Origin of the sequence: Tateyamaria sp. Alg231-49 (assembly GCF_900143535.1) — a bacterium.
Classification (GTDB): Bacteria; Pseudomonadota; Alphaproteobacteria; order Rhodobacterales; family Rhodobacteraceae; genus Tateyamaria.
Genome location: NZ_FRFA01000002.1, coordinates 224,546 through 251,140, shown reverse-complemented (window position 1 = coordinate 251,140; position 26,595 = coordinate 224,546). Strand labels below are relative to the sequence as shown.

Genomic DNA, 26,595 nt, shown 5'->3' with positions numbered 1-26,595 from the left:
AAAATTTCAGGTGCGATGGGCGGCCTGGGTCAGTAGGCGCCTCTGCCGCTCAGAACGGCGCGGAAAGTCATCAACAGGATCATTGCGTCAGTCTGAAAGGACACTCGGCGCACATAGTGCAGATCCAGCGAGATCATCTCTTCAAATCCGATGTCGGCGCGACCGGATATCTGCCATAGACCGGTGATACCGGGCAGAACGGTGTGACGGAGATGGGCGTGATCGGGATAATCCTCAACCTCGGACACGAGGGCCGGACGAGGGCCAACAAGTGACATATCTCCCCAAAGCACGTTGAAGATTTGTGGCAGTTCATCAAGCGACAAGCGCCTCAGCACGCGACCAACGGGAGTGACACGAGGGTCACGCTTTACTTTCAGGCAGATGCCGTTCCGGTCGCTGAGCTTTTCGACTTCTGCGCGTCGCGTATCAGCGTCCTGATACATGGAGCGGAACTTGAACATCTTGAAGGTCTTACCATTCAGGCCGACGCGCCGTTGCACGAAGAATACCGGGCCGCGCGACGTGCAGGAGACAGCAACTGCGATCGCAAGAAATACCGGCCAGATCGCCATCAGACCCAATAGGGAAAGTGTGAAATCCATGATGCGTTTAGATCGCCCACCGGACCGTATAGTCCCGAGGCGGACGGTCTCAATTAATGTTGTGGTCATAGTTACTGCTCCAAACTGTTTAAAACTCAGGTTCTGACTGCCAACCAAGGGTCTCTAGCCAATGCGTTGCGCAAGACTGCGACGCTGCCGTTGCGCGGCAGGCTGTCCAGTCGGTCGATTTGAGAAATGATGTTCACCTGCTCATCAGAAGGTTTGATGGCAAGCACCGCGACTTCCGAATTGGATAGGATGAACTGGGCCGAAAGACGGTCCTGAAGGCTACCCGCAGAGACGACCACGACGTCAAAGTCACCAGAAACTCGCTCGAGAGCCGCCCGGACCATTGGGGCTGAAACAGCCCGGTCTTTCAGGGTATGGTCATTGCCCGCACCAATTTCGAAAAGGTGATCCGCGCCATCGACATCACGAGGTTTGACGGCTGTCCCCGAGAGCAGATCGCTCCAACCTGCATCGGCCATTTCGGCATCCTGCCCTTCGATGTCGGCTTCGATGAAAAGCGTTTTCATACGCGCCCGAGCAAAGCTCTGAGCCAGCGCATGAGCAATTTCAGTCGTATCGCCGGCGTTGGCACGGGTGATCGCGATGACCGGTGGTTTACCGACCAACCTTGGCTTTCTGAGGTTCTGCAATTGCAGCTCATTGCGCAGTAGATCGGATGCATGGGGGTCTGTTTCGTCGGCAGCAGAAACTTGTCGGACCGGCAACCGGTGCTCGAATGGCTCAAGCGTTTCGGCAAATCTGACACGACGTTCGCGGAGTGCCATCGCCAACGTCATCGCCAATGCAAGGAAGGCACCCGCCATGCCGCCGCCAGCAACCATCATTTTGCGGGTGTCTTCCGCGGGATCGACCGGCGTCGACGGTGGAGACATTACAACCGCGTAGCCCGGCAATGCCCGACCAAACTCAAGGCGGATGACTTCAAGCGCCCGACGGGTTTCTTCCAAAAGCCCTTCGGCCTCACCAATTTCGTTTTCGATATGGTCCAGTTCGATGCGACGGCGATTGAGATCGCGCGCTTCTTTCCGTGCGAAGTCGAGTTGGCTTTTGACTTTAATGTATAGTGCTTGAATTTCGGCAGTCGTGGTGTCGTCCCCGCCCGCGGTGACATCGGTTAGGGCCCCGGTCTGGCCAAGGACGCGGATCTGCTCGCGGCGATCGGACATTGCCTTTTCGATCACAGCTATCTCTTCGACCTTGGCGAATTCTTTTTGCTTAAAACGCATGTTGGAATGATTTTCGTAACCGGCGCGTAATCCGGCCAGTTCACTCATCAGTTTGGCACGTTCAAAGCTCAGATCGGCCATGGCGCGATCCAGAAGTGTCGCCCGCATGATCTCCTGATTTGATGTATCAGCAGAGGCCGGCGCGCTGTTCGTCTCAAGCGTCGCCAGCGTTGCTGCAACCTCGGATTTACGACCCGCGAGCGCATCAATTTGAGCGATTTTTTCTATATGCGCCTTGGCCAGTGCGTTCAGGCCAAACTCTCCGCCAACCTCAAGCTGATCTGATCTCAGATTTGACAGTCTGGCGGCCAGTTGAGTTTCCCGTGAGCGCAGTTCGGACAAGCGCACCGAGGTCCGCGCCTCTTCCGCTTCTGTTTTCAATGCCAGATAGGAATCGATCAAAGCGGCCAGTTTCTGGCTCGCAAATGCGGCTTCCTTGCTTTTTGTTTTAAGCACGATCAGGCTGTCGGAACGTTTTATTTCGATGGAACCCGCAAGGTCTTTGGCCTTTAAGCCGTCGGCAAGGTCAGGCCGCTGAACTGCGATCTGCTCCACAGCGCGTTCCATGACCTGATGCGACGCAACATAGGTGGTTTCAGCCTTCACAAAGCTGTCGAAAGTTTTGAGAACCGAATCCTCACCCGTCGCATAAAGGATATTGGATTCCTGAGGATAGACGCGCAGGATCGCTTGAGATTCATATAGTTGGACACCCGAAAAATATCCCACCGCTGCAAATGCCGGCGCCAATAGAATTGCCCCCGCCACTGCTGTGCGCCAACGCCCGCGCATGGCGCGTGTCAAAGCTGCAATGGGATTGGGTTGAGGCGTATCTTGAGGGACTGGGACATAGGTGTCCTGCGAATCCTCTGCCGGGATTGATGCTGCGACATTCATTTCAGGACGCCACCCTCGTGGTCAGATCACGACCCCAATGGCCCGATTTTCCAGACGGCCGAAGGGCCAACACGAACCGAGCTGCAGTGTTGACTGATAAGTAAACAAGTATCGAAAATGCGCCGGTCGGCTGACGCAGGGCGCGTCCAATGACAGCCTTCACGCTGGAGCCTTCCGATTTACGCAGCCCCATGGCCTGAACTTCGCGCGCCCCGCGTAAACTACGACATCTGACTTTGAACAGGCTCGAAAGGCTCAGTGGAGCACGCGCAACGAAACGGCATTCTTTGACAAATGCCGTTTCCTCGATGGAAAAACTGCGCCGGATGTATTCATCGTCTGCGGTGATTTCCGGCAGCGGGAAAACCGTTTTTGCGGCCTCTGCCGACAATGCAAAAAGGCCACCAAACTTCCCTCGATCAAAGTAGGGGTTTGTGCGCCAACCTTTATAATATGCCCGCACCAAATGAGACGCTTCGCTTGCGCGCACATCCATCTGCCCGCAAGAAGCCAGCGCAGTGCCCTCAAGGATCGGAACGATGAGTGACGTCAGAGACTCTGCAGTCACATCCAGATCCGCGTCGAGACAAATGACGGGTTTATCCGGGTCCGCCTCTTTGTATCCCAGGTTCAGCGCGTTGCACTTCCCAGCCTTGCCGGTTTCGATGACAACCGCCTGTGGCATAATTGATCGCGCCTTGGCCGCTGTTGCGTCAGTACAGGCATTCGCAATGACGACGATCCGAAAATCAGCAAGCGACATGCCCCGCGACATATGCAGAAGCGTTCTTTCGATCACAGCGACTTCGTTGAATGCGGGAATGAGTATGGTCGCCAAAGTCATGCTATTTCCCTCCCGTTGGAAAATGCACCTGCACGCAAGGGCGCCTCGTCCTTCCACACGAAATCCTGGATGGCGCGGAGCAGAGGATCGAGTTCGCCCGAAACGTCAGCAGATTGAGCGCGCGGCACTTCGAAGTTGCGCGCGCGCGCAAGGTCTAGCGCGTGATGCAGCGACTCGCCGTCCTCCACGATTGTGACATTCGATAGACGCGCCATTTCCTTGGCGGTATCGAGCTGGTGGTCATTTCGGTGTTCCCCGAATTTGCCCAACCGGGGCATAAGAATGACGGACAAACCCAGCTCTGTGGCAGACAGAATTGTTCCCATGCCCGCGTGAGCTACTACTAGGCTTGCAGAATTCATGTGATCCCGAAATTCGGGTTGGCTGAGGTACGCAACGGTTTGGAAGTTTTGAAAACGACTGGTGGTCGCACCTGCTTGCGCGACGATCCTGATGTCCTTGTTGCGCGCCGCCCAACTGTCCATGCCGCGCAGCAACCGATCAAACGGCAATTGTGTGCCGATGGTTGTAAAAATCATGTCGTTACCCTCGGCTTGAATCGACGTTTCAGATAACTGCGCCGCGGTACTCGGCACCGGTCAATGCGGCCACACTGGGCCACTGCGACAGCACACGGTCAGCGACGCCCAACGACAGGCGGGCTGAAATCGACAAATCACGCGCATTGGCAATCGAATCGATGAACATCGTGCGGGCGCCAGTCAGCCGCGCCAGCCGGATCGCAAGAAACCCGCCCGCCGCGCCTGTGGAAACGACAACGTCTGGACGCAGCCAGAAAACGATCCACGCGATACGAACAATGCAGTACAAAAGCCGAAGCGGTGTGTCCTTGTTGGCGTCAGGATAGACATGAAGGCGCGACGCACCGACGCCCTCGACTGCTGTTGCGTCGGTGGTTGCAAAGTGCACTTCCGCCCCAGAAAATGCCGGAGCAAGACGTTGCATTTGCACCCAGTGCCCGCCCCCCGAAGAAACAGCGAGTACGACAGGGCGTGTTTTTTTTTGTCCAAGCATTGCGGTTATCCTACTGACTGTTCTTCATGACAACCATTGGATAACCCAGATCAACCCATTGATGTTACTGCGTAAAAGAAGAACTTCAGCACACTATAGGAGTAGCGGAACTAACCTTTCGGGTAGGAGTCGGAACCGAAGGGCACTCAAGAATATCTTTGTAGAGAGAAATCAACCCATCTGCTTTCGCAGACCAAAGCCCCTCGTCCAAGACCTTGGCCCGCGCGCCTTCGCCAAGCCGTGTTCTAAGCGCAGGTGACTGCGCAAACTGGCGCAGTGCTGCGCTGATATCCTGTGCAAATTGGACCGGCTCTGTGACCGGAATACGAACGCCAGACGATGCATCAATGATACTTGCAGGACCGCCACGGTCAGCGGCGATGACGGGTAGGCCATGGCGCATGGCCTCGTACAATACTCCGCCGGCAGGTTCGCGAAAAGATGGGAAGCAGAACACATCATGCGACGAGTAGAGTTGCTCGACCTCTTCGCGACTAATCTTACCTCTGAATGTGACCCGATCTGCAACGCCCAACCGTTTTGCTTCTGCACGACAGATTTCGATTTCTTCCCCCGAGCCTGCGCTGGTGAGGGTCACGCCCTGTAGGTCTTTGAGGCCCGCCATTGCCCGGACCGTATCCCGCAAGCCCTTGGTCCGAACACCACGCCCGACGTGCAGCACCCGGAGCTGATCTTTCTGTCCTGTCCGGGGTCTTGCCTGCTCGACATCATCGACCCCAAGCTCAAGCACGGGTTCGAACCGGCGCAACGGTATGTCTGCCAGGATATCCTCGACATAGGGTGCAACGCCAAGGATGCAGGCGGCGCGTGAATAAGATTTGCGTAACAACGGATCATAGCGGAACCGATATTGGTCAAGCGCCCGAAGACGCGTGAACAAAGGCGCATTTGCGGCCTCATCGCGAAACGTCTCCGGAGTATCCATAGCACCACCCAACGGGCCTATTATGTAAGGAACCTCAAAATGACGAAGCGGTGATGGATAACGCGCAGCCTGAGGCATCAGTTGGTGCGCAATGTCGAAATCTTCGCCAGCAAGCACTGCGGATTTCATCCACTTGCGTACATGGGTGGAAAACACCGGCCACGCGGGTTTCAGCATCGCATTCAACCGCTCATTTCGACGTGCCCAAGATGGCTCCGGCCATGTCACGACGCGGGCATTTGGCAGCTGTCCAGCCAGATCAGGTCTGCCCGCACGCTGGAATGCCAAAACGGTCACATTTGCAATCCGAGAGAGCGCCTCGACCCATTTGAACGCGACAAATGCCTCACCTACATCCGTAGCGTCGACATTGGGTGCAATGATCAGAACTTTCACGAGTGTTTCGCCTTTCGGGTCGCGCCGCCAGGCCAGGCTTTGTGAAAACTAGCAGATACCTTACAAAAATGGCGCGCCCGCGCGGCAGCTCCGGGACGGTTCAACAGGCGAGACAGCGACCAGAAAGCGGCTCTTGAAATGTTGTGGGATGTCAGGATGAGATAACACAGGACACCTGCGAGCGGACCACCATGTTTGAGATGAAGGCGGGTTGTGCCCTCCGTCATCAGAACATCCCGTTTGTGATTTAGTTTACTGGCTGAGCCATTGCCGAAATGCGTTATCGCGGGTATCGGCGCGAACAAGATCTGCCAACCTGCGCTGGCAAACCGTCGGCACCAATCCGTTTCCTCACCATAGAAAAAGAAGGCCTCGTCCAGAAGGCCGACCTGCGCCATTGCGGCGGAACGCACAAACATCGCCGCGCCAGAAATGACATCGACCTGTCGTTCCGAAGACCGGTCCCATCCCGTCATCCGGTAAGCATCGAAGCGCCGGAACCGAGTCAACCCGAGGGTCTGCATTGCCAGAAACCACAAGGAAGGAAAGGCACTACAAGAGGGCTGCACAGTGCCGTCCGTGTTCAAAACCTTAGGCCCCATAACGCCGCATAGCGGGTTTTCGTCCAGCCACGTGACTGCATCCTGCAGCACCGACCCGTGCACTAACGTGTCAGTATTCAGCAACAGAACATAGCGACCACGCGCAAGTCGCAGCGCCAAATTGTTCCCTCCCGCAAACCCCAGATTGGATTTGCTTTTCATCAACTTAACTTCCCGGAATTCACTGATGACCATATCGCATGAGCCGTCGGTCGATGCATTATCAACGACAAGCACCTCTGCTTTGAGGTTTCCCAAACCAGCGTGCACGGAACGCAGACAATCGCGCAGCAGATCCTGCGTGTTCCAATTGACGATGACGATCGAAAGATCCATGGGATTTCCTTTACTCAATAAAATCAGAACAGGCGCGCGGCAGGCCTGAATGGCAGTTTAAAGCTGGCCTGCGTCATCCGACCCTTTTTGGGGTCGGGCTTTGCGTCCAAAAGCCAAGCTCCCGCTCCAATCAAAAATAGAAACAGCACAAAAAGCGCATTCCACAAATGAACCGTGGCCGCGGCTACGGTGATGCCGAACAGAGTGAACGCCCAAGCGTGACGGGCGCGCCGCCATTCTGGTGGTAGGTTCTTGCGCTGTCCAACCGTCCAGACCAGACCAAGCAGCAAGGCCAAAAGCAAAAAGAGAGCAGGCAAACCATATCTCACAGCCGTAACCAGCCAGAAGTTGTCCATGCTGTCTGACATCCACACAGGCCGCACCCAGTCGCCAAGCCCAATTCCAAATATCGGGTACCGCGCAACTTCGGCGCTACCAAATTCGAAAATCAGGATGCGGTTGTAGGCGGATTCTCGTGAAAAGGTGAAATTATTCACAAAGACATGCAACGGCGATTTCGTCGAAAAGAGGTCAATCGCAACGTATGCCAATGCAAACAAGCTAAAGAGAGCGGCCCACCTGCCCTGCACGTCGCCAAGCACGCGTTGCCAGGCACATACGAACCCTTGCATCATCAGCACAAGGTAAGGCCCGCCCGACGCCGACATAAAAGTGGCGAGCACCACACCGACGACTTTTGCCATCCCTGAGAAATTCATCAGTTGACGTTTGGCTATCACAAAATAAGCCAGCGAAAAGGATGATGCCGAGAACACACCGTATAGGATCGGGTGATCGAATGGTCCAAACGTACGCTCGATCCCCATGCGTGGCTCAATATAGGGCGCCATGGGTCCACCTACGGCTCCGGAAATGCCATCGTGCAAGATGTGAATAGCGGTCAACGCTTCGGGTACTGTAAACACGAGTGTGGCGAGGACCAATCCGACATAGGCCCGCGCCATGGCCGCGAAATCCTCATATGACTGGATGTACAGGCGGCCCAAGAGGTAGGCACCTGCAAATTCAACGATATAGATGCCGCCAGATTCGATGCCCTGTGCCACGCCACCCCAGTTTATCAATGCCAAGAGGGCCCATCCGCAGTGCGCTAAAACAAGAAAATCGAAAACATGCGCCCGCCCGCGCCGACCGGACACAAGATCCAAAAGCATTGGCAGGATCATGACAAGCAAAACAACACGATAGGCAGAGAGCCTCAACCCGCCAAGGTTCACCGACACGGCGGTCGGCAACATCATCGCGATGAAAAAGAGCGCAACCGGGACAGGTACGCCGAAGACTGTTTTTGATGCTGTGCCGGTCTGGGTCATTTTTTACAACACCGCGCGGCGCGCGCTCAGGCTCGGCCGTTCAACAAGGTGCCAACTCAGGTACGCCAATGGAATGGTGCACAGAACGGTCACTACGGCCAGCACAACTGGTGTGACCCCGGGGGACAAATGAACAATCGCCTGAGACACCGGCCAACCGTAGATATACAGCCCGTAAGACGTATCGCCCCGTAGTGTCACGATCGGCGCGCGCATGATGAGTGTCAGCATGATCAAAGCGACAGGAGCAACGGCGAGTTGCCATGGCAACAGAGCCGTAAGACCCAAGCAGACAATGACAACACGGGGCGTCAGCTGGATATGCTCACGAAAGAGATAGGCTGCCATACCGAAAGCGAAGGCCGCAAAGAGTGGGGCAAAGACACCAAGGCGTCCGGGGATGAGATCGTGAAGTAGTGCCCCTGAGACCGCGACAGCCAGCAGGACGGCAACCGCCCACCTGTTGTACGCGCAGCCCGCCCAAACAAAGCAAGCACATACGCAATATGCCGCGACCTCATAGAACAGACTCCAGAGCGGGCCATTTACCACTTCGGGGAAAGGGTTGCCGGCGAAGGCTCCGGGCAGGCGATGTTCGATCGACACCAGAGAGAGCGCCCGGAGATACCAAATCACCATTTCGGAAAACCGCGGCACAGCACCGCTTGCCAACGCAATAGCAAGCGTAACGAGCAAGGCAACACTCAGGCCGGGCAGGATTCTGCGCGCCCGCGCTGTCCAGAAACGTGTCTTCCCACTGCGTGTTGCACTGCCCGTAATCAGCATGCCGGACATAAAGAAAAAGAGCCCAACCGCCCAACCGCCAAGCGACCTCCCCGTCAGCCCTTCTAGCGGTTCAGGCGTGCCAGGCCCCAAGGCAAGCGGCCAAGCATGGCTGATGATAACCGAAACAGCCAGAACGACCCGCAGCACATCAAGATTGCTGGAGCACTGGGACCGCAATGCCTGCCCGAGCGTCATTGGCTACGCCTCGCGACGTCAACCGGCCGCCAGAGTCTTTCGCGGAAAACACGTTTCCAAGTCCCGAGGACCGATTGCACTTTTTGCCTGAACGACAGCTTGAGCCACAGCCCAAAAATCTGCTGACCGCGATCCACAGGGGCTACCATCCCAAGCACCCGCATAGCTACACGACGCCCCCAAACGGCCCCATGCGTGGCACTCAGATTGGGCTGAGCCCGCGCAATGACATCCCGCGATTGGGCATCGGCCACCAGCACACCCGCGGCGATGGCCGCTTCGACGAATGCCACCCCGCGTGCGGTGCGTGCCACGATCAGCGAGCGTCCGGCATCCATATCGCCGTCTGGCGGTGCATGCCACGGGTCACCCACAGAGATATCCGCGAAAGCGCCAGTGTGATCAGCACAAACCCGGCAGCGCCAGCGGCGACTTGATTGCAGGATTTTGCCCCACCCTTCGGCATAGGTGATGCCTTGGCTGATCGAACGGACGCCCGCGCTGTCCTCCCATTCTGCCTGCATGAGCCCTGGCCAGCCCTTGCCGCGGTAACGCAAGTCCGTCAGGCGCGCGTTTGTTGGCACACCCAGACGATCCAGAAGGTTTTGAGTTGCCGAAAGGTTTGGCGCCCCGGCACAGAAGATCGCTATCGTAAGCGGGATTTTCCTTCCCAATTGGGGGTCGGTTTGCATGGCCTTACTGACCGATGCGACATCACAAGGTTTGCCGACAAAGGCAATTTGCTCATTGCCTTGTCTAATCTCACCAATGGCTTCGGCAGGGCTTGCCTGTGCGTAGCGAGACCCTGCTCCGCGCATCAGGCCATCCATATCTCGGCTGATGACCGCTTCATTCAGGCGAGGGTCCTGCGGTTTGGCAGCCACATGAGCGACGCCGGATGCGATACCGCTCATAAGCGCGAATTGCGACAAGGCCGTAACCGCACCACCGGATGATCCGCGGTGCCGAATCTCGGCATCGCTAGCCCACCCTTCCCATGTTGCAAGCACTGGCCCCCACGCCTGATCAATTTCGTCTTGCAGGGAAAGGCTGTTCCAGTCCGTGCCGCCACCTGCACAATAGTTTGCGGCCGCAACTGCCGCGCGCTGGCCTTCTGCGGATGCATCAACCACTGGACGGCGTCCATGTTCAGCGTCGTCCACCATCTTGATAAATTCAGGAAAGGCACCGGCGCAGCCACCACAACCGGTGCACAGATTGCATGCGACAATTTTCGAAATCGGGTCCGTGGTCATACCAAGGCCTCCTGCAGGTCAAGTCTTTGAGTATGAGTTTTAGCTAATTGTATTGCGCGCAGCGTGGCCCCCGCCTCGCCCAGCGCCGCGGCTGCTGCAATCGCCGTTAGAGGCCCGCCAAGAAACGCAAAGACACCTGCCGGCAAAAGAGCAAACGCCCGAAAAAGATTTGCCCTAGCCGGATCGCCTGTGCGTCCGCTCGCGATGGCAAGTTGCGAATAGGGCGTTCGAAGAATTCGGAACCCCGCCGCACATCCAAGCGCCAGCGCCAACACGCCGCTTGGCTTGAACTCAGCCCCATAAATGACCCCGATGACAGATGGCGCCAACGCCGCGAAACCTGCGATCATTGCGCAAGCCAACATCAGATGAAAGCTTGCAATGGGTTGCCAAACCTCGGCCAAGCAGTTGTCACGAAATGCTTGACGTAGGCGCGGTAGCACAAGGGAGGCTACGGCCCGTCCAACGATCTGCGCAGGAATGAGCGCCAGCTGGAGCGCGACACCGTAAAATGCAAGTGTTGCCCAATCATAAGCGCCTGCCACGATCAACCGATCAGCGTAAAAGGTAAAAAACAACAGGATTGCGTTCAGCAATAAGGGCGCGCCAAAACGCCATGAGCGCACCATCGTATCTGCATCAAAACACAGTCGGTACTGGCGGTGCGCAACAAAGTGCGACAGCACCGTATAGGCCACCGAATGCGTGACCAGAACCAAGGACATGGCGCGGTGATCATTTGTCAGCCATGCGGCAGGCAAGACGCACACAGTCATGGCGAACGTTGCTCCCGCTTCGACCATCGCCATCTTGGCATACCTGCGCTGTCGTTCAGCCCGCCGATAATCCAGATGTACGAAACCGCGCACGAGCGGCACAAGCGCCAGCAGCGCATAGCTCGCCGTGTTGGGTCCATCCGCAAAACTGCCCGCCAAAACCGGCGCGATTGCGACAATCAGCAGGCTGGTCAAAACGCCGCGTACAATCAAGACACCCTGCAGCCTTGACTGAAGTGTCGCTGAATTCCCGTCGGGCGCTTGCACAAGCAGCCGGTCGACGCCCAGATCGCTTGCCATTTCAACCAGCCGGACGGTCAACGCGAGCATCATCACCTTGCCCAATTCGTCGGGTCCCAGAGTCCAGGCGAAGGCAATAGACCGTCCAAGTGCTGCTGCTTCCGCGAAAACAGGCGTCGCCCACGCAAGCGCGCGACCAGAAGACCTAAGCCTAACCATCAGATTAAATCCCGCACTGCCGTGCGATATCATCCATTTCTCCAGCGGCGCGTGCGCGAATGCCGTCCAACCGGGACCTTAGCCCTGCCCGGTCCATTTCCCGCGCCGAGAATGATGCAACAGCGCGGTCAGCAAGCGCGCGCGCATCCAGTTTGCGCAGGTCAGCCACATCCTTGCCGATGTCACACTCATCAAAAACGCCCTGAGCCTTGTCCGTGTAGCCCAAGCCAAGTGTAGGGACGCCCGATGAAAAAGCCCCAATCGTTGCATGCATACGCGCGCCAGCAAACCAATCAAGCCGGGCAAGTATCCACTTCAGCTCCATTGCACTTGGTTGACCTTCGACGATGCGAACACGGTTCTCGGCAAGCGAACCTAGGCGCCGCACCAAAGCTCGAGCGGCGGCCACGTCGCTTTCTGGCTCGGCTTCGTTCTTGTGAACATGTGGCACCAACACCAACCGTAGTTTGGGGTCAGCCGTCAAAAGCCCCCGCGCAACGGCCTCGATCTGTGCATCATGTGTGTCTGCAAGACCGAAGGTTTGGCGTGAAGCGGAAGCATCGTTATACAGCAATCCGGACACATTTAGTCCCGCGAGCGGGAACGCCCGGTTTGCGGCCAACCATGACATGAGGTTGGCGTCCAAGTTTGCAGGCCGGGCCTGCGGCAAGGCAACTGCAACATCGACCGCAAGGCGATGGCGTTGCGGATCGAAATCGCGGCCCAACTTTTCCGCAAGAAACGCATAACTCTGTGCATCCCGCACCCAAACAGCAGCTGCCCTGCGCAGTATATCTACGGCCTCCGTCGCTGCAGCGTTGTCTTTGAAGGGGCCAAGCTTCTGCGGCAAAAGGATCAGCGGCACGCCTGCATCCAGCGCCATGCGCTTTGTCAGTGCCATCGCTTCGAAACGTTTGCGCCCGTATATGTCTGTAAAACTGTCGCCGCCAGAAATATCCAGTACGGCTTTGGACCGCTTGATTACGCGTGCAGGGGCACCAATCCCACCGCCGATGCGCGCCATCGCACGCGCCGTACGCAAACTGTCACCGCGCCAGAAACGGCGGTTGTGCGTCAATCCGACAAGGTCAACAGTTGTGTACCCCCAGTCGGCCTGACGCTGACCGCGACCATGATCGGCGACAGTAATACGTTCAGCGCCGCGCCCGACCAACCCCGACACGACAGAGTGGCATAGCGCGCTGACCCCCTGGTTTCCCGTATCCGGTGCCGCATTCAGCAAAGTAAACATGTGAACTCTCCAATTAACGTTCACACACATACTTGAGAGAGAAGAGACTTGTCCGCTGCGCAACAGGGCAAGCGAAAGGCCAGTCGGCTAGTGTCTCCTATCCTTTTGGCTAGGTCGCAGGCGCGCAAGCCGCAGAAATCCGCCAGATCACACCAACGGCCGAGAGGCGCGGGGTTCGAGGATTAAAGCAGATTTCTGTCGCGAGCGATCATCGCGGCATGGGTTCGATTCTTTGCGCCCAGCTTCCGGCTTAACGTTTTGGCATGCAGCTTCACCGTCGCTTCTTGCAGGTTATGATCCCTTGCAATTTCCTTGTTCGATTGCCCCCGGCAAATGCCGTGCAGCACTTCAAGTTCACGGTTCGTAAAAAGATCGCCGGATGCGTCGTCCTTCTTTTGCATGAAATTGAACGGAGCATAGATTTCACCAGCCACCATGAATCGCGCCGCACTTATCATCGACTTGGCACCCAGTGTTTTAGGAACGAACCCGGCAGCACCTAGCGAAAACGCTTCTTCTGCAAGCGCTTTGGTTGTCGTGCCGGATAAGATTGCCACCGGATTGCCTTCGTTGGCTGCAATCATTTTCTGCAAGCCTTCAAGGCCATTCATTCCCGGCATGTTATAATCCAGCATCACCAGATCAAACGCACCCTGCTCTTTGACAACTTTAATGGCTTCCGTGAGCGTTCCAACCGTTACGACTTCACAATCGCCCTCTGCAATCAAGAATGCACCGATGGCTTCGCGCACGAGGTCGTGGTCATCTGCTATCAGTATTCGCATGTCACAAAACTCGCATAACACTACTCGTTGACGAAACATAAACTGTTTATCAGCAACTTCAAACAGGGCGTTCTTACTATGCTTACTTCTTAGGCGCTTAACATCGAATTTCCGAGCAACTCAATATTTTTCGAAGCGGGAGCAAACAGGATTCACTTAGCAGGCCTATTCCCGATCGATTTCGGACCGCAGTCCCTGTTTACGATTCCGGCAGTATGGGTTTGCGACGGAGAGGTTCTGGGCGCCGCGAACGAAGCGCACTGCTGTAACCAGAACGCTGCGTTCTGATACACCCTTTAAGGCACATAGCGCGTCGGTGCGGGGTCTTGTAAAGTTTCAAGAAAGTTCACGATTTCCATCAACTTGCTGGGCACCAGAATATCCACACCGTTTCCGGTATCGAATTCGACCATCTCATTGTCCAAAAAACTCTCAAAGACTGGCATATCTTCGCGCGGAAGTGTGTTTTGGGAATAGCCATCTATGATCGACATGACCTCCAGCATCGGCCAAACACCGCCACGACGCGCAGAAATCTTGGTCAAATCCGCCGGAGGTGTGCCCAGCCCCTTCGCATCAGTTCCGTCGCCGTGCCCAGTGACACCATGGCAGGAAACGCAATTCTCCAAGAACAGGGTTTCGCCTGCACTATCGGCTTCCAACGAAGAGCCCAGAACAATGAGGGGGATAAGAAACACGAGATGCTTCACGTTTGGCCTTCTTCCACGACGTTACTAAAACCTAGTGCGACGTTAAAAGAATACGTTGATCCTGATCAACTGCGGCTGTTTCCTAACTTTGATTTCTAATCTGTTTGCCGCGCGTTTTTCTTATTTTTCGATGCAAGTTCTGCGCAGGATGCAGACTTAGCCCCCACAGTTTGGGCGCTTGGAACTTGGATCATGTCGATCCGACATTCTCAATCAGATTGGTCTGTGCGAAGCCTAGACTGACAGTCGTGTCTCGATGAGGTTTCGAGCACCTGTTGAGTCTTCTGAATTTCTTGTAACTTGAGCTCGAAGCAGGCACTCCCCGCGCTCTGTGTCCAAAATTGCGGGGCTGACCAAGCAAACACTTACTCATCGGATATCTTTGAATGCTAAGGGCGTTCGCCTGTTGTCACTACAGAGTTTAGGGCAACAATTTTTCGCCGCATGTCGACCGCAATCCCAGCCTGCAATGCATTCGCAATATTCGGTCTATCCTGCATTAACCGTTCAATCTTTTCCGCCTCAATCCGCCACACGCGCGCAGGTTCCGTTACAATGACAGTCGCGCTGGCATTGCCATCACCCAAAAGAGACATCTCACCAATGTAGTGGCCTTCTTGAACAGATGCGACCTCCTGATCATCGACGATGATCGATGCAGTTCCTTTTGAAAGGTATACCAAAAACTCGGGCCGTTCGTTTTGTCGTGTCAAAACCGAACCTGTAGGCAGATATTCCCATCGCCCCATGTCGAAAAAGTCTCGACATCGCCCTGCCGACAATCCCTTTAGACGTGTCAAAACAAACTGGGCTTCCTCTTGAGTGAACTGTGCGCTTCGGTTCTTTCGCCACAGAAGGTAAAGCTGCACGACGTTGACAAGAAGCAGCAAGCCCTCCCAAAAAACGCCTACCGGATTGCGCAGCCAAATCAGATCATACGCAATTCCCGCAAGTGCCGAAGCAATCACCAGCAATCGCAGCGCCGAGATATCTCGCATCATCATTGATACTACGAGAAGGATATACGAAAGGTGCCCAACCAAGCCGCCTGTCGAAAATGCGGCATCTATCCAATAATCCAAAGCCAATTCTACTTCTAAAGGGCAACCGAAACCTGATTGTACGGCGGTCGAAACTCGCGTTGCCATCATGTCTAGAGGTTGGCCCCAGGCATTTCAAGAAACGACAGTTTCGGGCTCAAAGCTCTCGATCAAAAAAATGATGAATGTCTGCTGTGCCCATACAGTGGAGCAGGAGGTTCGAGCGTTTTTGCATTCAGACGCCGCGAACACTCGAAAAATAAGGCGCCCCAATGGGCGCCCAAAGAAACCGCATGGTTAAAAGTCGCGGGTTACACCCTTGAACTCCACCACTCTTCAACGGATTGAAGCCTCAGGGTGTTTTCAAGGCCGATCGCAATGACACCGAGCGTCGAGGCATCTGACCGTCTGGTGAAGTTCCTGACGGTTCCGACCACATGCACCTCAAAAAAACCGCCTGCCGTATTTGGTACGATTGCTTTCAGTCGCAATATCTCCGGCGGTATGCGGGCAATGAGTGAGCGCAGTTCCAGTTCGGTAAAAGGCGCGGAAATGTTCGAAGACCACGTCACATAGCGCGGATGCGCGGCCTGAGAGGAAGCCGCCAATTCTCGCGGCAGTTCAGGTTCAAACAGAATGCGCGACAGTGCACCAATGTCGTCTGCGTTGAGCCAATTGGTGACGCCAATATCCTTGAGCGTTCTGGCCAATTCAGTATCAAGCTGGTCCGTCTTGCTGACTGCGATCATGTCGGCACATTGGACCTGCGCGGACAGTTGAGGGGCAATCCTGGAATCCGCCATGTGCTGAGCAAAGTTCAGGCCATCAATCACGGTCAGAATGCCGCTGTATCGCAGATCCTTTTCCGCCAACGCCACACTCGCGATTTTTGACGGGTCCGCGATGCCACTGGCTTCGATCAACAGGTGATCGGGCTTAACCTGCCGCTCGAGGATATCGCCCACTGCGTAAAAAAGATCTCCGGAGAGAGTGCAGCAGACGCAACCGTTGGTCAGTTCGATCGTATCCTCACTGACCGACTGCAAAAGTGCCGCATCGATGCTGATCGCACCAAAATCGTTTACCAGAATAGTCAGGCGCAGCCCGTGATCACCCGCCAAAAGCCGGTTGATAAGGGTGGTCTTGCCCGCTCCAAGGTATCCACCGATGACGGAAAGCGGGAGCGGTTTCATACCAGGTTTATCTGCCCACCGAACACAGTCCCCAATACGGGAACATCTTTGAGATGTGTTTTATCAACAGCGAACGGGTCATCACCGACGATGGCAAAATCCGCCCTTTTGCCCGGTGAAATACTGCCAATCTCGCCGTCCAGTTTCAGCGTTCGTGCAGCACCAAGTGTGATCAGTTCCAAAGCCTCTGCCACGGTGATGCACTCGCCCTCTCCCAATACCACGCCACTCATCGTCAATCGATTAACGGCACACCACGCCGTGAACAGCGGCCCCAACGGCGTGACCGGTGCATCCGAATGAATTGCGCAGCATACGCCCTCCGCAAGCGCCGTACGCACCGCGTCCATGCGGCGCGCCCGGTCCGCCCCAATGGTAAATGCCGCATGCTGATCGCCGAAATACCAGAGGTGATTTGCAAAGATATTGCACGCCACCCCCATTTCAGCCGCACGCCGAAAAAGCGCTTGATCCATCATCTGGCAATGCTGCAGCACATGGCGGGCACTGGGCCATGGGGATTGCCGCGCCGCGGCTTCGAGCGCGTCCAGACAAACTTCTGCTGCCTCATCGCCATTCACATGGATGTGCATTTGAACGCCGCGGGCATGCAACTCTGCAGCGATCGCAAAAATCTCGTCAGGTGCGGCGTTCCATAAACCATTCGGCTGGCCGCCAACGTAACCCGGCCAACGCACGCGGGCGGTCCACCCCTGTATCGACCCATCGGTCATTACCTTTACCGCGCCCAAACGCAGTTTGTCGGTCGATTTTCCCCTCAGGTCCAACGCCCTGTCTGCGATCTGCGTTGGGGTTCCATTGGCCGCAATCGCCGGGACCAATCGTAGAGGATACTCATCTCGCCCGGTCACAGTCAGCATTTGGTCAAGATCTTCGTCTTCCATCATGGAGAGCAGGTCTGTTATCGTCGTGACCCCGGCCCGCACGGCGGTTTTTGCATAACTTTCCAAAGCCGCCTCGCTTTGAGAGAGAGACCGGAAATCAATGTTTATCCGGCGTAAAACCGGAAACATTGCGGCCATCTCCTGCAACTCACCAGTCGGTGCACCGTCTTCTCCCTTGATCACACCTTCGGCTTGGGTGTCTGCGTCATACCCGGCCAGCTCCAAAGCGGCGGAGTTCACGCACATAAGGTGGAAGTTGGAAAACAACACTGCCACAGGTCGATCCGGTGAAACCTTGTCGAGATGTTTACGGCTCAGGCGTTCGGAGGAAAAAAAGATCGGGTCAAACCCCCAGCCAAACACAGGGGCCCCCTCAGGCGCATGATCCGCCACCGCTTTCAGACGTTTGACCATTTCGTCGGTCGAGGAAACACCCGGCCAAAAGGTCCCTTCCGGATCAGTCCGGTCATGATAGCCGACATATGTATGTTCCCAGATAGAGCCCGCCATGAGATGTGCGTGACCCTCGACAAAGCCAGGTAGCAGAACCGCATCTGACAGACTTTCGTCGACAGTGAAGTTTCCCCACTGCTCCGCGCAAGTGGCATCTCCCACAGCCAGTATGCGCCCATCCCGGATTGCGACATGCGTTGCCTCTGGCACCGCGCGATCCATGGTCAGAATTTTGCGCGCTTTGATCACATGTATGTCAGTCATAGTCCCTCACCTTCGTCAGTTACACTGGCTTGAAACCGTTTCTGGGTCCATGGCCGTCTGCATCAAAAGCCTTGACGCAACACGTTGTTGCATGCTCGGCTCAAGTTGGCATGCGCCGCAACAATCCAAAAAATGCATCCTAATAGGGGGTCCTCAATGATCAGAAGAACTGTTTTGAAAACCACGGCTGGCATGATGCTGGCGGGCGTTATGGCATTGCCTGCAGCAGCCGCGGATTTGACTATGAACGTGGGCTTTGGCGCACCGGAAGAGTCGCTCTATGGTCGTTTTGGCAAGATTTTTGAAGCGAAGGCCGAGGAGTACACCAACGGCTCCATCGACGTAAAACTGCGCTGCTGCAATCAGATCAGCTCTGAGGACGAAGCATTTAAGGCCATGCAATTGGGCACAGTCGATGGGTTTTTCATCACAGCCAATAATGTTTCTCCACATTGGCCGCTGATGGACGTCACCGTTCTGCCCTACATTTTCCAGAACAAAGAGCATCTGGCCAAAGTGCTTGATGGTGAAGTCGGGCAGATGATGAAGGACAAATTGCAGACTGACACAAGTGTGCACATGCTGGCCTTTGGCCCCGCACTCTACCGCGACTTCTACAACTCCGTTCGCCCGGTCAATACGATGGCGGACATGGACGGCCTGAAGATCCGCGTTCCCAAGAACGAAGTCATGATCGCCACCTTTGAAGCCTTTGGCGCAAACCCGGTACCGCTGGCCTGGTCAGAAACGCCCACGGCCCTGCAAACCGGCACAGTAGATGGCGGTGACAACGGCACCTCCTTTATTCGCGACATGAAGTTTTACGAGTTCGAACCGCATCTGGTCATTCTCGAGCACTTTGTTGCCTTTGCGCCGCTTTTTGCATCGGACAACTTTATGAAAAAGCTGAACGATGAGCAGCGCGAACAGATCATACGTGCGGCCAACGACGCGGGCGCCGAATTTGCGCAGCAAGTTGCGTCCGAAACTGAAGAAGTCCGCACCTGGCTGGCCACCGAAGGCGGCATGGCACGGACGGACCCAGACAAGACCGACTTTGTCGAAGCAGCCAAGGGTGTTCAGGCGAAGTTTGCCGAAGAGCGCGGAGCCGAGTTCGTCGAGTTGGTCAAAATGATCCAGGCCGCAGCCGAATAAAGCAGGCATTTCAAGGGGGGGCGGATCGCCCCCCTTTTACCGTGCCTGCTCAAGGCCAAAGGAGCCCACACAATGCAAGCCCTAAGATGGCTCGAACGGCACATCGAAGAGTTGATCTGTTGTACTTGCCTCGTGATCATAGCGGTGGCCGTATTCGCGCAGGTCGTCGCACGCTACATCTTTGAAGTGGCATTGCACTGGACGGAAGAAACCGCCTCAATGGCGATGGTCTGGGCGGTATACACCGGCGCCTCACTGTGCGTTCGTGAGCGTTTCCACATCCGTATCATGGTGGCTGTTCAGTCACTGCCCGAGCGCTTTGGCAAAGTCGTCATCGTGATCGCTGATATTTTGTGGGCCTTGTTCTGCGTCTTCATGTTGAAGGTCAGCTACGACTACCTCTACATTTTCTGGCGTTTCCCAGAAACCTCACCAAGCCTCGGCATCAACCAGTTCTACCCGCAAACAATCCTGGTGATTGGTTATGCTTTGATGCTGCTGCGACTGGCTCAAACCTACGTGGCCTGGTGGCATGACGGGATGCATGGTCTGCCAGGCATGCTGCACGAAAACGGCGACGACGGCGTGCCAGAGGACGAAGCACACATATGAGTCCTCTTGCAATCATCGCCATCTGTTTTGTCGTGCTCACCATCATGGGCATCCCGTTGTTCGTCGCAGTCGGACTCACGACGGCGGTGGCGATCTACATCATCGACATTCCCTACACCCTGCTGGCGCAGACGGGCTACGGGTCTCTCACTCCATTTCCACTGCTCACCATTCCGCTCTTCGTTCTGGCAGGAAGATTGATGGAAGTGGGCGGCATGGCCACGCGCATGATCGGAATCGCGACAAACCTCGTCGGGGCCTATCGCGGGTCCATGGGGCTGGTCACAGTCTTTGCCTGTATGCTCTTCGCAGCCCTTTCAGGCTCAGGTCCAGCAACGACCGCCGCCATCGGCTCCGTCACTGTGCCCGCGATGAAACGCGAAGGCTATGACGTGCCATTCGCCGCTTCAATAACCGCCAGCGCGGGCGCATTGGGCAGTCTCATCCCCCCTTCGAACCTACTGATCATCTACGGGCTGGTCTCAGAGACCTCGATCCCCCGCCTGTTTCTTGCAGGGATTTTGCCGGGATTCATGGTGACTGTCCTCCTGATGATCACCACCTACATCATCGCGAGACGGCGTGGTTACGGCGGAGATGGCGACCCGTTCTCATGGGGGCCGTTCCTGAGGGCCGCATGGGAGGGGAAATGGTCCATCGGCGCACCAGTCATCATTCTAGGCGGTATCTACGGCGGAGCATTCACCCCGACAGAGGCGGCAGGCGTGGCGGTGTTCTACTCTCTCTTCGTCGGCCTATTTATTTACCGCGAACTGACGCTGAAAAAGATCATCGACGCGCTGCGGTTCACGGCACTGCTAACCGGGATTCTCATCCTGCTGACGCCGACGCTGGCCTTTGGACAACTGACTGCGTTTTATGATGTGCCCAGCGCGGTGCAAGAAGGCATCACGGCGCTCACTACCAACAAGTACCTTGTTTTGCTGCTGATTGGGATTTTCTACATCTTCATCGGTACCTTTATGGAAAGCCTTGCGCAGATCGTTCTTTTCACAGCAGTCTTCCTGCCTCTCGCGCTTTCTTTGGGTGTTGACCCGGTGATGTTCGGTATCTTCACGGTGATCACCTGCGAGATTGGGTTTCTAACGCCACCCTTGGGTGCCAACCTGACCGTTGCGGCGCGGATTTCGGGCATCTCCATCGAGCGTATATCGGTTGCCGTGCTGCCCTTTATCGCGGCCTACATTGTGGGGATGCTGATCCTGATTGCGTTCCCGGACATCGCGACAATCTTGCCCAATTGGCTCTACGGGCCTGCACTTTAGGGAGGCAAAGGCATGTTCGATCTTATTCTCAAGGGTGGTGAAGTGTTCGACGGCACCGGGGCTCAGGGGTTTGTTGGTGACGTTGCAGTCAAGGGCGGCCGCATTGCTGAGATCGCGCCTGAGGGTGAGATCAACCATGCAAACGCGGCGGAGGTTATAGAGGTCGGAGGGCTCAGCGTCTCTCCCGGGTTCGTGGACATGCACACCCATTCGGATTTCACCCTGATCGCCGATGGTCGCGCCGAAAGTCAGGTGCATCAAGGCGTAACGACAGAGGTGATCGGGCAATGCGGCATCTCCTGCGCACCGGTCGTCAGCTATGACCAGATCAAGCGCGTCGCGCCCTGGCACACGAATGATGCCAAACACAAAAACTGGCACGGTTTTGGCGAATACCTCGACGTGCTGAACGAAACGGATTTAGGTGTGAACGTCATGGCCTTTGTTGGTCACGGCACGATCCACCGCGCAATCCTCGGCGGTGACCTGCGCGCAGGTGAGGCCGATGAGGTCGCTCAGATGGCCCGGCTGGTCGATCAATGCATGGATGAGGGCGCAGGCGGGTTTTCCTCGGGGCTCGAGTATTTCCCCGGCATCCTCGCGGCACCCGAGCATCTTGTGCCCATGTGTGAAGTGGCAGCCAAACGCGGGCGGCTCTATGCCACCCACGTACGCAACCGCGACACACATTACGACCTCGGTTTCGGCGAAGCCATCGCCACGGCGCGGCAATCAGGTGCAAAACTGCAGATCAGCCATATCCAACCCAAGTTCGGCGCGCCCGATTACGCCATGGAACACACACTCGAGATGATCGACCTTGCGCGCCGCTATGACTGCGACATCGCTTTTGATGTCATCCCGCACGATTGGAACCACACTCTGATGGCCGCCATTCTGCCCTCGTGGGCACAAGCGGGGGGCATCGACGAGGTGATGAAACGGCTTGCCGATCCAGAGGCGCGCGAGAAGATCAAGGCAAACCCACAGCCCATGTGGCTGATCGTGAAGGCCGAGAAATGGTCTGACATAATTTTGCTGAACGCCACCGAGAACAAAGACATCGTTGGCATGGATTTCGCCGAGATAGGGCGTATGCGGAACTGCCACCCTTATGATGCAGTGCTTGATATCCTTCTTGAGGAAGGTGAGAACATGATGGCGTGCATGTGGTCATCCAAGTCTTTCCGAAATTCCGACGTGGACCTGTGCCTTGAACAGGACGAATGCGCGGTGATCTCGGACACTGTGGCGATCGCCAATGACGGCATCTTGAAGGACCATATCGGCTCATTGTCAGGCTATGGATGGGCGGCGCGGTTCTTACAATATTACGTGCGAGACAGGCGGGTTCTGACGCTGGCGCAAGCCATCGCCAAAATCAGCTCGATCCCCGCTGACCGACTTGGGATCAAAGAACGCGGCCGCTTAAGACCCGGCTATCACGCGGATATCTGCGTGTTCGACAAGTCAGTGATTGCGAACAATGCTACGGCGAAACATCCAAGACGCTACGCGTCAGGCATCGCGCACGTGCTGGTGAACGGAAAGCTCTCGATGCGAAACGGCGAGCGCACATCGATAAATGCGGGCCAAGTTCTGAGGGAATTCAAGAACTAGCCAGCGGACGGTGTTTGCCCAGAGTGGAATTTGGATGGCGACATCCTGCCCGCCACAAGAACGGCAGTTTTTGGCAATGGGCGGCGGAGTTCAATACCGCAACTCATACGCATTATGATCGCGGGTGAGTGGCTCGTTTAGACACAAAAGCCGAACACTGAGGCCTGCAGTAATGACCGAGCTGAGGGACAAAGCCACCATCGCCTGCTTTTACAATAACGTCCACTTACCGAGTGTCTCGCAACTTGGTTTTGAGGATAGATCGTTGCGCCTTCTGGTGTACTGGATTTGAATACCACAAAGTCACTTCAGGGCTTGGCATCCCCCAAAAGCATGGCCCGCAAGTCCTGCTCGACTGCCGGTAATTCCTTCAGATTAAGCGCAGAATGCAGGTCGACGAGATGGCTTTGCATCAGTTCTTCTGAAAGTGCGCCATTGTTGTCCCCGATGGCATTGATCAAGGCGTGGTGCGCTTGGCTCTCGCACAAAGCACTTTCGCGCCGCCAATAAAGCGCGATGATCAGCGATGAACGCGCGATCAGGACATTAATAATGTCCGCAATGGTCTGCTGTTTCGCCATCCGAGCTATTTCCAAATGGAACTTCCCAGACAGGTACAATGCACGGCCACTTTCACCGGCGTCCATTGCGGCGTGTTCTTGGGTGATGTGATCTTTAAGCAGCGCAATATCGGCCGGTGTGGCATGCAACGCAGCAGCCCTTGCAGTGCGCGGCTCCAGCAATTCGCGGACCTCAAAGACCTCCTGGGCCTTGGCCAGACTGGGCTGCGCGACAAACGCTCCACGGTTGCGTTTGATTTCGACAATCTGTTGATGCGCAAGCGATTGCAGAGCTGTGCGCACGATTGTCCGCGAGACCCCATAAATATCAGACAACTCATCCTCGCCCAACTTGGTGCCGGGGGCCAAACGGTGTTCGTGAATGGCCCGTGACAATGCTTGGGCAATAGTATTTGCAGTGGCGTTGGCGGCAACGGATTTCGCGGTGGTCAGGGTCATGACGGTCTCCTGAAAGACGGGATGCCAGAGCAAGATTCGAGACACAACCCATTTAGAATATCCAACAATGCATCCGCATATTGCATACAATATTGTGCGCAATCCTTCATCGTAGGGACTAATGCGCGCTCAAAAAACAGGCTTTCGCTCTAAAATACTGCCCGCCAAGTCCCAAAATCATTGTGTCATCCGCATCCAAAAGCACTGCTGGCCCCAACTTTAAGCCGGGGGCAATGTGAGCAATCAAGACTTAGAATTGGTGTCGGTGACCAAGCGCTATGGTGCGACAGTTGCTGTGGATGCGATCAACTACTGTTTCAAATCAGATAGTTACACCTGTCTTTTGGGTCCGTCCGGCTGTGGGAAATCCTCCACCCTGCGCATGATCGCAGGCCACGAAAGCGTCAGCGACGGGTCGATCGTGCTGGATGGTCGCGATGTTTCGCACTTGCCGCCCGCACAACGTGGCACGGCGATGATGTTTCAGAACTATGCTTTGTTTCCGCATCTGAGTGTTCTCGATAACGTGGCCTTCAGCCTCAAAATGAAGGGCGTGGACACGGCCAAACGGCACGCCGAAGCGCGCGAAATGCTGGAGCTGGTGGACCTGACAGACCTTGCAGCCCGCTTGCCCGATCAACTTTCTGGCGGGCAACAACAGCGCGTCGCCCTCGCGCGCGCGCTGATCACCCGCCCGCAGGTTTTACTGCTCGACGAACCCCTCTCTGCCCTTGATCCATTCTTGCGCATTCGCATGCGCGGCGAGCTGCGTAAGCTGCAAAAGGAACTCGGGATCAGCTTTATCCACGTGACACACGGCCAAGACGAAGCGTTGGCGTTGGCAGACGACATTATCGTGATGAACAACGCGGTGATTGAACAGGCAGGGCCCGCACGCGACGTCTTTAACGCGCCACAGACCCAGTTCGTCGCGCAGTTCATGGGCGGGCATAACGTCGTGGCCCTGCCAGACGGACATTTTGCAATCCGCACGGATGCGGTTTCGATCAGCGCGCCGACAGATGGCGCAGTCGAGGGCAATGTGACCGCCATCGAATATCAGGGCACCCATGTATCGCTGTCCGCAATGATCACAGGCGACCAAGAAATCCTCGCCCTGATCCCGGACTCCACCTTTTTCGCGAACCCACACACACCCGGCGACCGCATCGGTCTGCACTGGGACTCTAAAGATCAACACAAACTGACCGCATGAACTGCGGCGCTTCTACCTAAACCCAAGACTCGTCTAACAAGGAGAAACACCATGACTAAATTCACCAGCCGAAATGGCCTCAGCCGCCGCACTTTGCTCAAAGGTGCTGCCTCAACCGCCATTGCCGCAGGTTCTACGACACTGGGCGCACCGATGGTGTGGGCGCAAAACATCAAAGACGTGACCTTGCGCCAATTCGGAACTGGCGTGTCTAACCTCAATGATGTGGCCGACAAGGTGAAAGAAGACCTAGGCTTTACACTGGAGATGACCGCTCTTGATACCGACAGCGTTACTCAACGCGCCGCCACACAGCCCAACAGTTTTGATATTGCCGATATCGAGTATTTCATCTGCAAAAAGGTTTGGGCCGCCGGCAACTTGCAGGCAATGGATACCTCCAAGATCGACAACTACGATAAGATCGCCGGCACGTTCCGCAGTGGTCTTTTGACACCTGAAAGCACAATTGCTCAGGGTACGGCACCGCATACGGTTGGCTTTACCTCGGGCGCCAATGGCACGGATTTCGTTCAGGAAGAATCCGGGTGGATGACCCTGATACCGACGATCTACAATGCCGACACTTTGGGCATCCGCCCTGACCTGATCGGGCGTCCGATCAGCAACTGGTCCGAACTGTTGAACCCAGAATTCAAGGGCAAAGCTTCTATCCTGGATATTTCGTCGATCGGGATCATGGACATGGCGATGGTTGTGGAATCCATGGGTGAATACACTTACCCAGACAAAGGCAACATGACCAAAGAAGAGATCGACCTGACCATCGGCATCTTCACCGAGGCCAAGAAGAACGGCCAGTTCCGCGCGTTCTGGAAGTCCTTCGACGAAAGCGTCAACCTGATGGCGTCCGGCGAAGTTGTGATCCAGTCTATGTGGTCGCCCGCCATCACAGCGGTGAAATCCCAAGGCATTCCATGCGTCTACCAGCCACTGGAAGAAGGCTATCGGTCTTGGGGCGGCGGCTTGGGTATTTCGGCTGCTCTGTCTGGCATCGAACTGGATGCGGCGTACGAATACATCAACTGGTACCTCTCTGGCTGGGTCGGCGGCTATTTGATGCGTCAGGGTTATTATTCTGCCGTCCCCGAAACCTCCAAAGCGTTCATGTCCGAAGACGAATGGGGCTTCTGGTACGAAGGCAAGGCCGCCACAGGCGATATCCTGTCCCCCACAGGCGACAAGCTGGCCGGTGCTGGCGAAGTCCGCGATGGCGGTGCGTTCCTCGAGCGCATGGGATCAGTCGTGTGTTGGAACTCTGTCATGGATGAGAACCAATATATGGTCCGCAAGTGGAACGAGTTTATCGCCGCTTAAGGCTTATACCGGGTGCGCCGCGAT

Annotated in this window: 24 protein-coding genes; 6 read left to right on the top strand and 18 right to left on the bottom strand. The window is 55.9% G+C overall.

The genetic code is table 11. The annotated features are described in order from the left end of the window. Positions 1-29 precede the first annotated feature (29 nt). The 17 genes from DHN60_RS04855 to DHN60_RS04775 all read right to left on the bottom strand — a co-directional run bounded on the left by DHN60_RS04855 (position 30) and on the right by DHN60_RS04775 (position 18,325). Positions 30-674: an exopolysaccharide biosynthesis polyprenyl glycosylphosphotransferase gene (locus tag DHN60_RS04855; RefSeq protein WP_108836157.1), complete on the bottom strand. Its 645-nt coding sequence runs from the start codon at positions 672-674 to the stop codon at positions 30-32. Positions 675-700: 26 nt separating this feature from the next. After that, a complete protein-coding gene (locus tag DHN60_RS04850; RefSeq protein WP_108836156.1) occupies positions 701-2,758 on the bottom strand; it encodes a hypothetical protein in 2,058 nt (685 codons plus the stop codon). 1 nt (position 2,759) lies between these two features. Continuing rightward, positions 2,760-3,602, bottom strand: coding sequence for a glycosyltransferase (locus tag DHN60_RS04845; protein WP_108836155.1), 843 nt, complete (start codon positions 3,600-3,602; stop codon positions 2,760-2,762). Further along, the gene (locus tag DHN60_RS04840; RefSeq protein WP_108836154.1) at positions 3,599-4,141 is read right to left on the bottom strand and encodes a glycosyltransferase; all 543 of its coding nucleotides are present in this window, start codon (positions 4,139-4,141) and stop codon (positions 3,599-3,601) included. The genes DHN60_RS04845 and DHN60_RS04840 overlap by 4 nt, the downstream gene beginning before the upstream one ends. A 28-nt stretch (positions 4,142-4,169) precedes the next feature. Beyond that, complete coding sequence (locus DHN60_RS04835; RefSeq protein ID WP_108836153.1) at positions 4,170-4,637, bottom strand: hypothetical protein; 468 nt, start codon at positions 4,635-4,637, stop codon at positions 4,170-4,172. A gap of 85 nt (positions 4,638-4,722) precedes the next feature. Then, positions 4,723-5,979 (bottom strand): glycosyltransferase family 4 protein, encoded by a 1,257-nt coding sequence (locus tag DHN60_RS04830; protein WP_234423520.1) that lies wholly within the window; start codon positions 5,977-5,979, stop codon positions 4,723-4,725. After that, positions 5,976-6,917, bottom strand: a complete 942-nt coding sequence (locus tag DHN60_RS04825; protein ID WP_234423519.1) for a glycosyltransferase family 2 protein — start codon at positions 6,915-6,917, stop codon at positions 5,976-5,978. The genes DHN60_RS04830 and DHN60_RS04825 overlap by 4 nt, the downstream gene beginning before the upstream one ends. 23 nt (positions 6,918-6,940) lie before the next feature. Next, positions 6,941-8,251 carry a hypothetical protein gene (locus tag DHN60_RS04820; protein ID WP_108836150.1) on the bottom strand — a complete coding sequence of 437 codons (1,311 nt, stop codon included), beginning with the start codon at positions 8,249-8,251 and terminating at the stop codon, positions 6,941-6,943. A gap of 3 nt (positions 8,252-8,254) precedes the next feature. After that, positions 8,255-9,232 carry an acyltransferase gene (locus tag DHN60_RS04815; RefSeq protein ID WP_108836149.1) on the bottom strand — a complete coding sequence of 326 codons (978 nt, stop codon included), beginning with the start codon at positions 9,230-9,232 and terminating at the stop codon, positions 8,255-8,257. Continuing rightward, the gene (locus DHN60_RS04810; RefSeq protein WP_108836148.1) at positions 9,229-10,488 is read right to left on the bottom strand and encodes a Coenzyme F420 hydrogenase/dehydrogenase, beta subunit C-terminal domain; all 1,260 of its coding nucleotides are present in this window, start codon (positions 10,486-10,488) and stop codon (positions 9,229-9,231) included. The genes DHN60_RS04815 and DHN60_RS04810 overlap by 4 nt, the downstream gene beginning before the upstream one ends. Continuing rightward, positions 10,485-11,723 (bottom strand): oligosaccharide flippase family protein, encoded by a 1,239-nt coding sequence (locus tag DHN60_RS04805; RefSeq protein ID WP_159089117.1) that lies wholly within the window; start codon positions 11,721-11,723, stop codon positions 10,485-10,487. The genes DHN60_RS04810 and DHN60_RS04805 overlap by 4 nt, the downstream gene beginning before the upstream one ends. Positions 11,724-11,727: 4 nt before the next feature. After that, the gene (locus tag DHN60_RS04800) at positions 11,728-12,975 is read right to left on the bottom strand and encodes a polysaccharide pyruvyl transferase family protein (protein ID WP_159089116.1); all 1,248 of its coding nucleotides are present in this window, start codon (positions 12,973-12,975) and stop codon (positions 11,728-11,730) included. A 182-nt stretch (positions 12,976-13,157) separates the two neighbouring features. Next, on the bottom strand, positions 13,158-13,760 hold the full coding sequence (locus DHN60_RS04795) for a response regulator transcription factor (RefSeq protein ID WP_108836145.1): 603 nt from the start codon (positions 13,758-13,760) through the stop codon (positions 13,158-13,160). Between the two features lie 296 nt (positions 13,761-14,056). Beyond that, entirely contained in the window at positions 14,057-14,470 is a 414-nt protein-coding gene (locus DHN60_RS04790) for a c-type cytochrome (RefSeq protein WP_108836144.1), read from the bottom strand. Between the two features lie 389 nt (positions 14,471-14,859). Then, positions 14,860-15,621: a cyclic nucleotide-binding domain-containing protein gene (locus DHN60_RS04785; RefSeq protein ID WP_108836143.1), complete on the bottom strand. Its 762-nt coding sequence runs from the start codon at positions 15,619-15,621 to the stop codon at positions 14,860-14,862. Between the two features lie 200 nt (positions 15,622-15,821). Continuing rightward, entirely contained in the window at positions 15,822-16,703 is an 882-nt protein-coding gene (locus tag DHN60_RS04780; protein WP_108836142.1) for a GTP-binding protein, read from the bottom strand. Next, the gene (locus DHN60_RS04775) at positions 16,700-18,325 is read right to left on the bottom strand and encodes an amidohydrolase (protein WP_108836141.1); all 1,626 of its coding nucleotides are present in this window, start codon (positions 18,323-18,325) and stop codon (positions 16,700-16,702) included. Before DHN60_RS04775 ends, DHN60_RS04780 begins: the two co-directional genes overlap by 4 nt. Before the next feature lie 156 nt (positions 18,326-18,481). Between DHN60_RS04775 and DHN60_RS04770 the strand changes: the two genes are divergently transcribed. The 4 genes from DHN60_RS04770 (at position 18,482) to DHN60_RS04755 (ending at position 22,998) form a co-directional block, all read left to right on the top strand. Then, the gene (locus tag DHN60_RS04770) at positions 18,482-19,480 is read left to right on the top strand and encodes a TRAP transporter substrate-binding protein (protein WP_108836140.1); all 999 of its coding nucleotides are present in this window, start codon (positions 18,482-18,484) and stop codon (positions 19,478-19,480) included. A 72-nt stretch (positions 19,481-19,552) separates the two neighbouring features. Next, positions 19,553-20,092 (top strand): TRAP transporter small permease, encoded by a 540-nt coding sequence (locus DHN60_RS04765; protein ID WP_108836139.1) that lies wholly within the window; start codon positions 19,553-19,555, stop codon positions 20,090-20,092. After that, entirely contained in the window at positions 20,089-21,378 is a 1,290-nt protein-coding gene (locus DHN60_RS04760; protein ID WP_108836138.1) for a TRAP transporter large permease, read from the top strand. The genes DHN60_RS04765 and DHN60_RS04760 overlap by 4 nt, the downstream gene beginning before the upstream one ends. A gap of 12 nt (positions 21,379-21,390) precedes the next feature. Then, positions 21,391-22,998 carry an amidohydrolase family protein gene (locus DHN60_RS04755; protein WP_108836137.1) on the top strand — a complete coding sequence of 536 codons (1,608 nt, stop codon included), beginning with the start codon at positions 21,391-21,393 and terminating at the stop codon, positions 22,996-22,998. Between the two features lie 308 nt (positions 22,999-23,306). Here DHN60_RS04755 and DHN60_RS04750 read toward each other — a convergent pair whose 3' ends face one another. Further along, positions 23,307-24,017, bottom strand: a complete 711-nt coding sequence (locus DHN60_RS04750) for a GntR family transcriptional regulator (RefSeq protein WP_108836136.1) — start codon at positions 24,015-24,017, stop codon at positions 23,307-23,309. 235 nt (positions 24,018-24,252) lie between these two features. Between DHN60_RS04750 and DHN60_RS04745 the strand changes: the two genes are divergently transcribed. Together DHN60_RS04745 and DHN60_RS04740 are read left to right on the top strand one after the other, a co-directional pair. After that, the gene (locus DHN60_RS04745) at positions 24,253-25,233 is read left to right on the top strand and encodes an ABC transporter ATP-binding protein (RefSeq protein WP_108836135.1); all 981 of its coding nucleotides are present in this window, start codon (positions 24,253-24,255) and stop codon (positions 25,231-25,233) included. A 51-nt stretch (positions 25,234-25,284) separates the two neighbouring features. Continuing rightward, on the top strand, positions 25,285-26,571 hold the full coding sequence (locus DHN60_RS04740) for a PotD/PotF family extracellular solute-binding protein (protein ID WP_108836134.1): 1,287 nt from the start codon (positions 25,285-25,287) through the stop codon (positions 26,569-26,571). Positions 26,572-26,595: the final 24 nt, after the last annotated feature.

What these genes read in the sequence shown, in the direction of transcription:
- DHN60_RS04855 (WP_108836157.1), bottom strand. Translation starts at nt 674, where the DNA reads ATGACCACAACATTAATTGAGACCGTCCGCCTCGGGACTATACGGTCC.
- DHN60_RS04850 (WP_108836156.1), bottom strand. Translation starts at nt 2,758, where the DNA reads ATGAATGTCGCAGCATCAATCCCGGCAGAGGATTCGCAGGACACCTAT.
- DHN60_RS04845 (WP_108836155.1), bottom strand. Translation starts at nt 3,602, where the DNA reads ATGACTTTGGCGACCATACTCATTCCCGCATTCAACGAAGTCGCTGTG.
- DHN60_RS04840 (WP_108836154.1), bottom strand. Translation starts at nt 4,141, where the DNA reads ATGATTTTTACAACCATCGGCACACAATTGCCGTTTGATCGGTTGCTG.
- DHN60_RS04835 (WP_108836153.1), bottom strand. Translation starts at nt 4,637, where the DNA reads ATGCTTGGACAAAAAAAAACACGCCCTGTCGTACTCGCTGTTTCTTCG.
- DHN60_RS04825 (WP_234423519.1), bottom strand. Translation starts at nt 6,917, where the DNA reads ATGGATCTTTCGATCGTCATCGTCAATTGGAACACGCAGGATCTGCTG.
- DHN60_RS04820 (WP_108836150.1), bottom strand. Translation starts at nt 8,251, where the DNA reads ATGACCCAGACCGGCACAGCATCAAAAACAGTCTTCGGCGTACCTGTC.
- DHN60_RS04815 (WP_108836149.1), bottom strand. Translation starts at nt 9,232, where the DNA reads ATGACGCTCGGGCAGGCATTGCGGTCCCAGTGCTCCAGCAATCTTGAT.
- DHN60_RS04810 (WP_108836148.1), bottom strand. Translation starts at nt 10,488, where the DNA reads ATGACCACGGACCCGATTTCGAAAATTGTCGCATGCAATCTGTGCACC.
- DHN60_RS04805 (WP_159089117.1), bottom strand. Translation starts at nt 11,723, where the DNA reads ATGGTTAGGCTTAGGTCTTCTGGTCGCGCGCTTGCGTGGGCGACGCCT.
- DHN60_RS04800 (WP_159089116.1), bottom strand. Translation starts at nt 12,975, where the DNA reads ATGTTTACTTTGCTGAATGCGGCACCGGATACGGGAAACCAGGGGGTC.
- DHN60_RS04795 (WP_108836145.1), bottom strand. Translation starts at nt 13,760, where the DNA reads ATGCGAATACTGATAGCAGATGACCACGACCTCGTGCGCGAAGCCATC.
- DHN60_RS04785 (WP_108836143.1), bottom strand. Translation starts at nt 15,621, where the DNA reads ATGATGGCAACGCGAGTTTCGACCGCCGTACAATCAGGTTTCGGTTGC.
- DHN60_RS04780 (WP_108836142.1), bottom strand. Translation starts at nt 16,703, where the DNA reads ATGAAACCGCTCCCGCTTTCCGTCATCGGTGGATACCTTGGAGCGGGC.
- DHN60_RS04775 (WP_108836141.1), bottom strand. Translation starts at nt 18,325, where the DNA reads ATGACTGACATACATGTGATCAAAGCGCGCAAAATTCTGACCATGGAT.
- DHN60_RS04770 (WP_108836140.1), top strand. Translation starts at nt 18,482, where the DNA reads ATGATCAGAAGAACTGTTTTGAAAACCACGGCTGGCATGATGCTGGCG.
- DHN60_RS04765 (WP_108836139.1), top strand. Translation starts at nt 19,553, where the DNA reads ATGCAAGCCCTAAGATGGCTCGAACGGCACATCGAAGAGTTGATCTGT.
- DHN60_RS04760 (WP_108836138.1), top strand. Translation starts at nt 20,089, where the DNA reads ATGAGTCCTCTTGCAATCATCGCCATCTGTTTTGTCGTGCTCACCATC.
- DHN60_RS04755 (WP_108836137.1), top strand. Translation starts at nt 21,391, where the DNA reads ATGTTCGATCTTATTCTCAAGGGTGGTGAAGTGTTCGACGGCACCGGG.
- DHN60_RS04750 (WP_108836136.1), bottom strand. Translation starts at nt 24,017, where the DNA reads ATGACCCTGACCACCGCGAAATCCGTTGCCGCCAACGCCACTGCAAAT.
- DHN60_RS04740 (WP_108836134.1), top strand. Translation starts at nt 25,285, where the DNA reads ATGACTAAATTCACCAGCCGAAATGGCCTCAGCCGCCGCACTTTGCTC.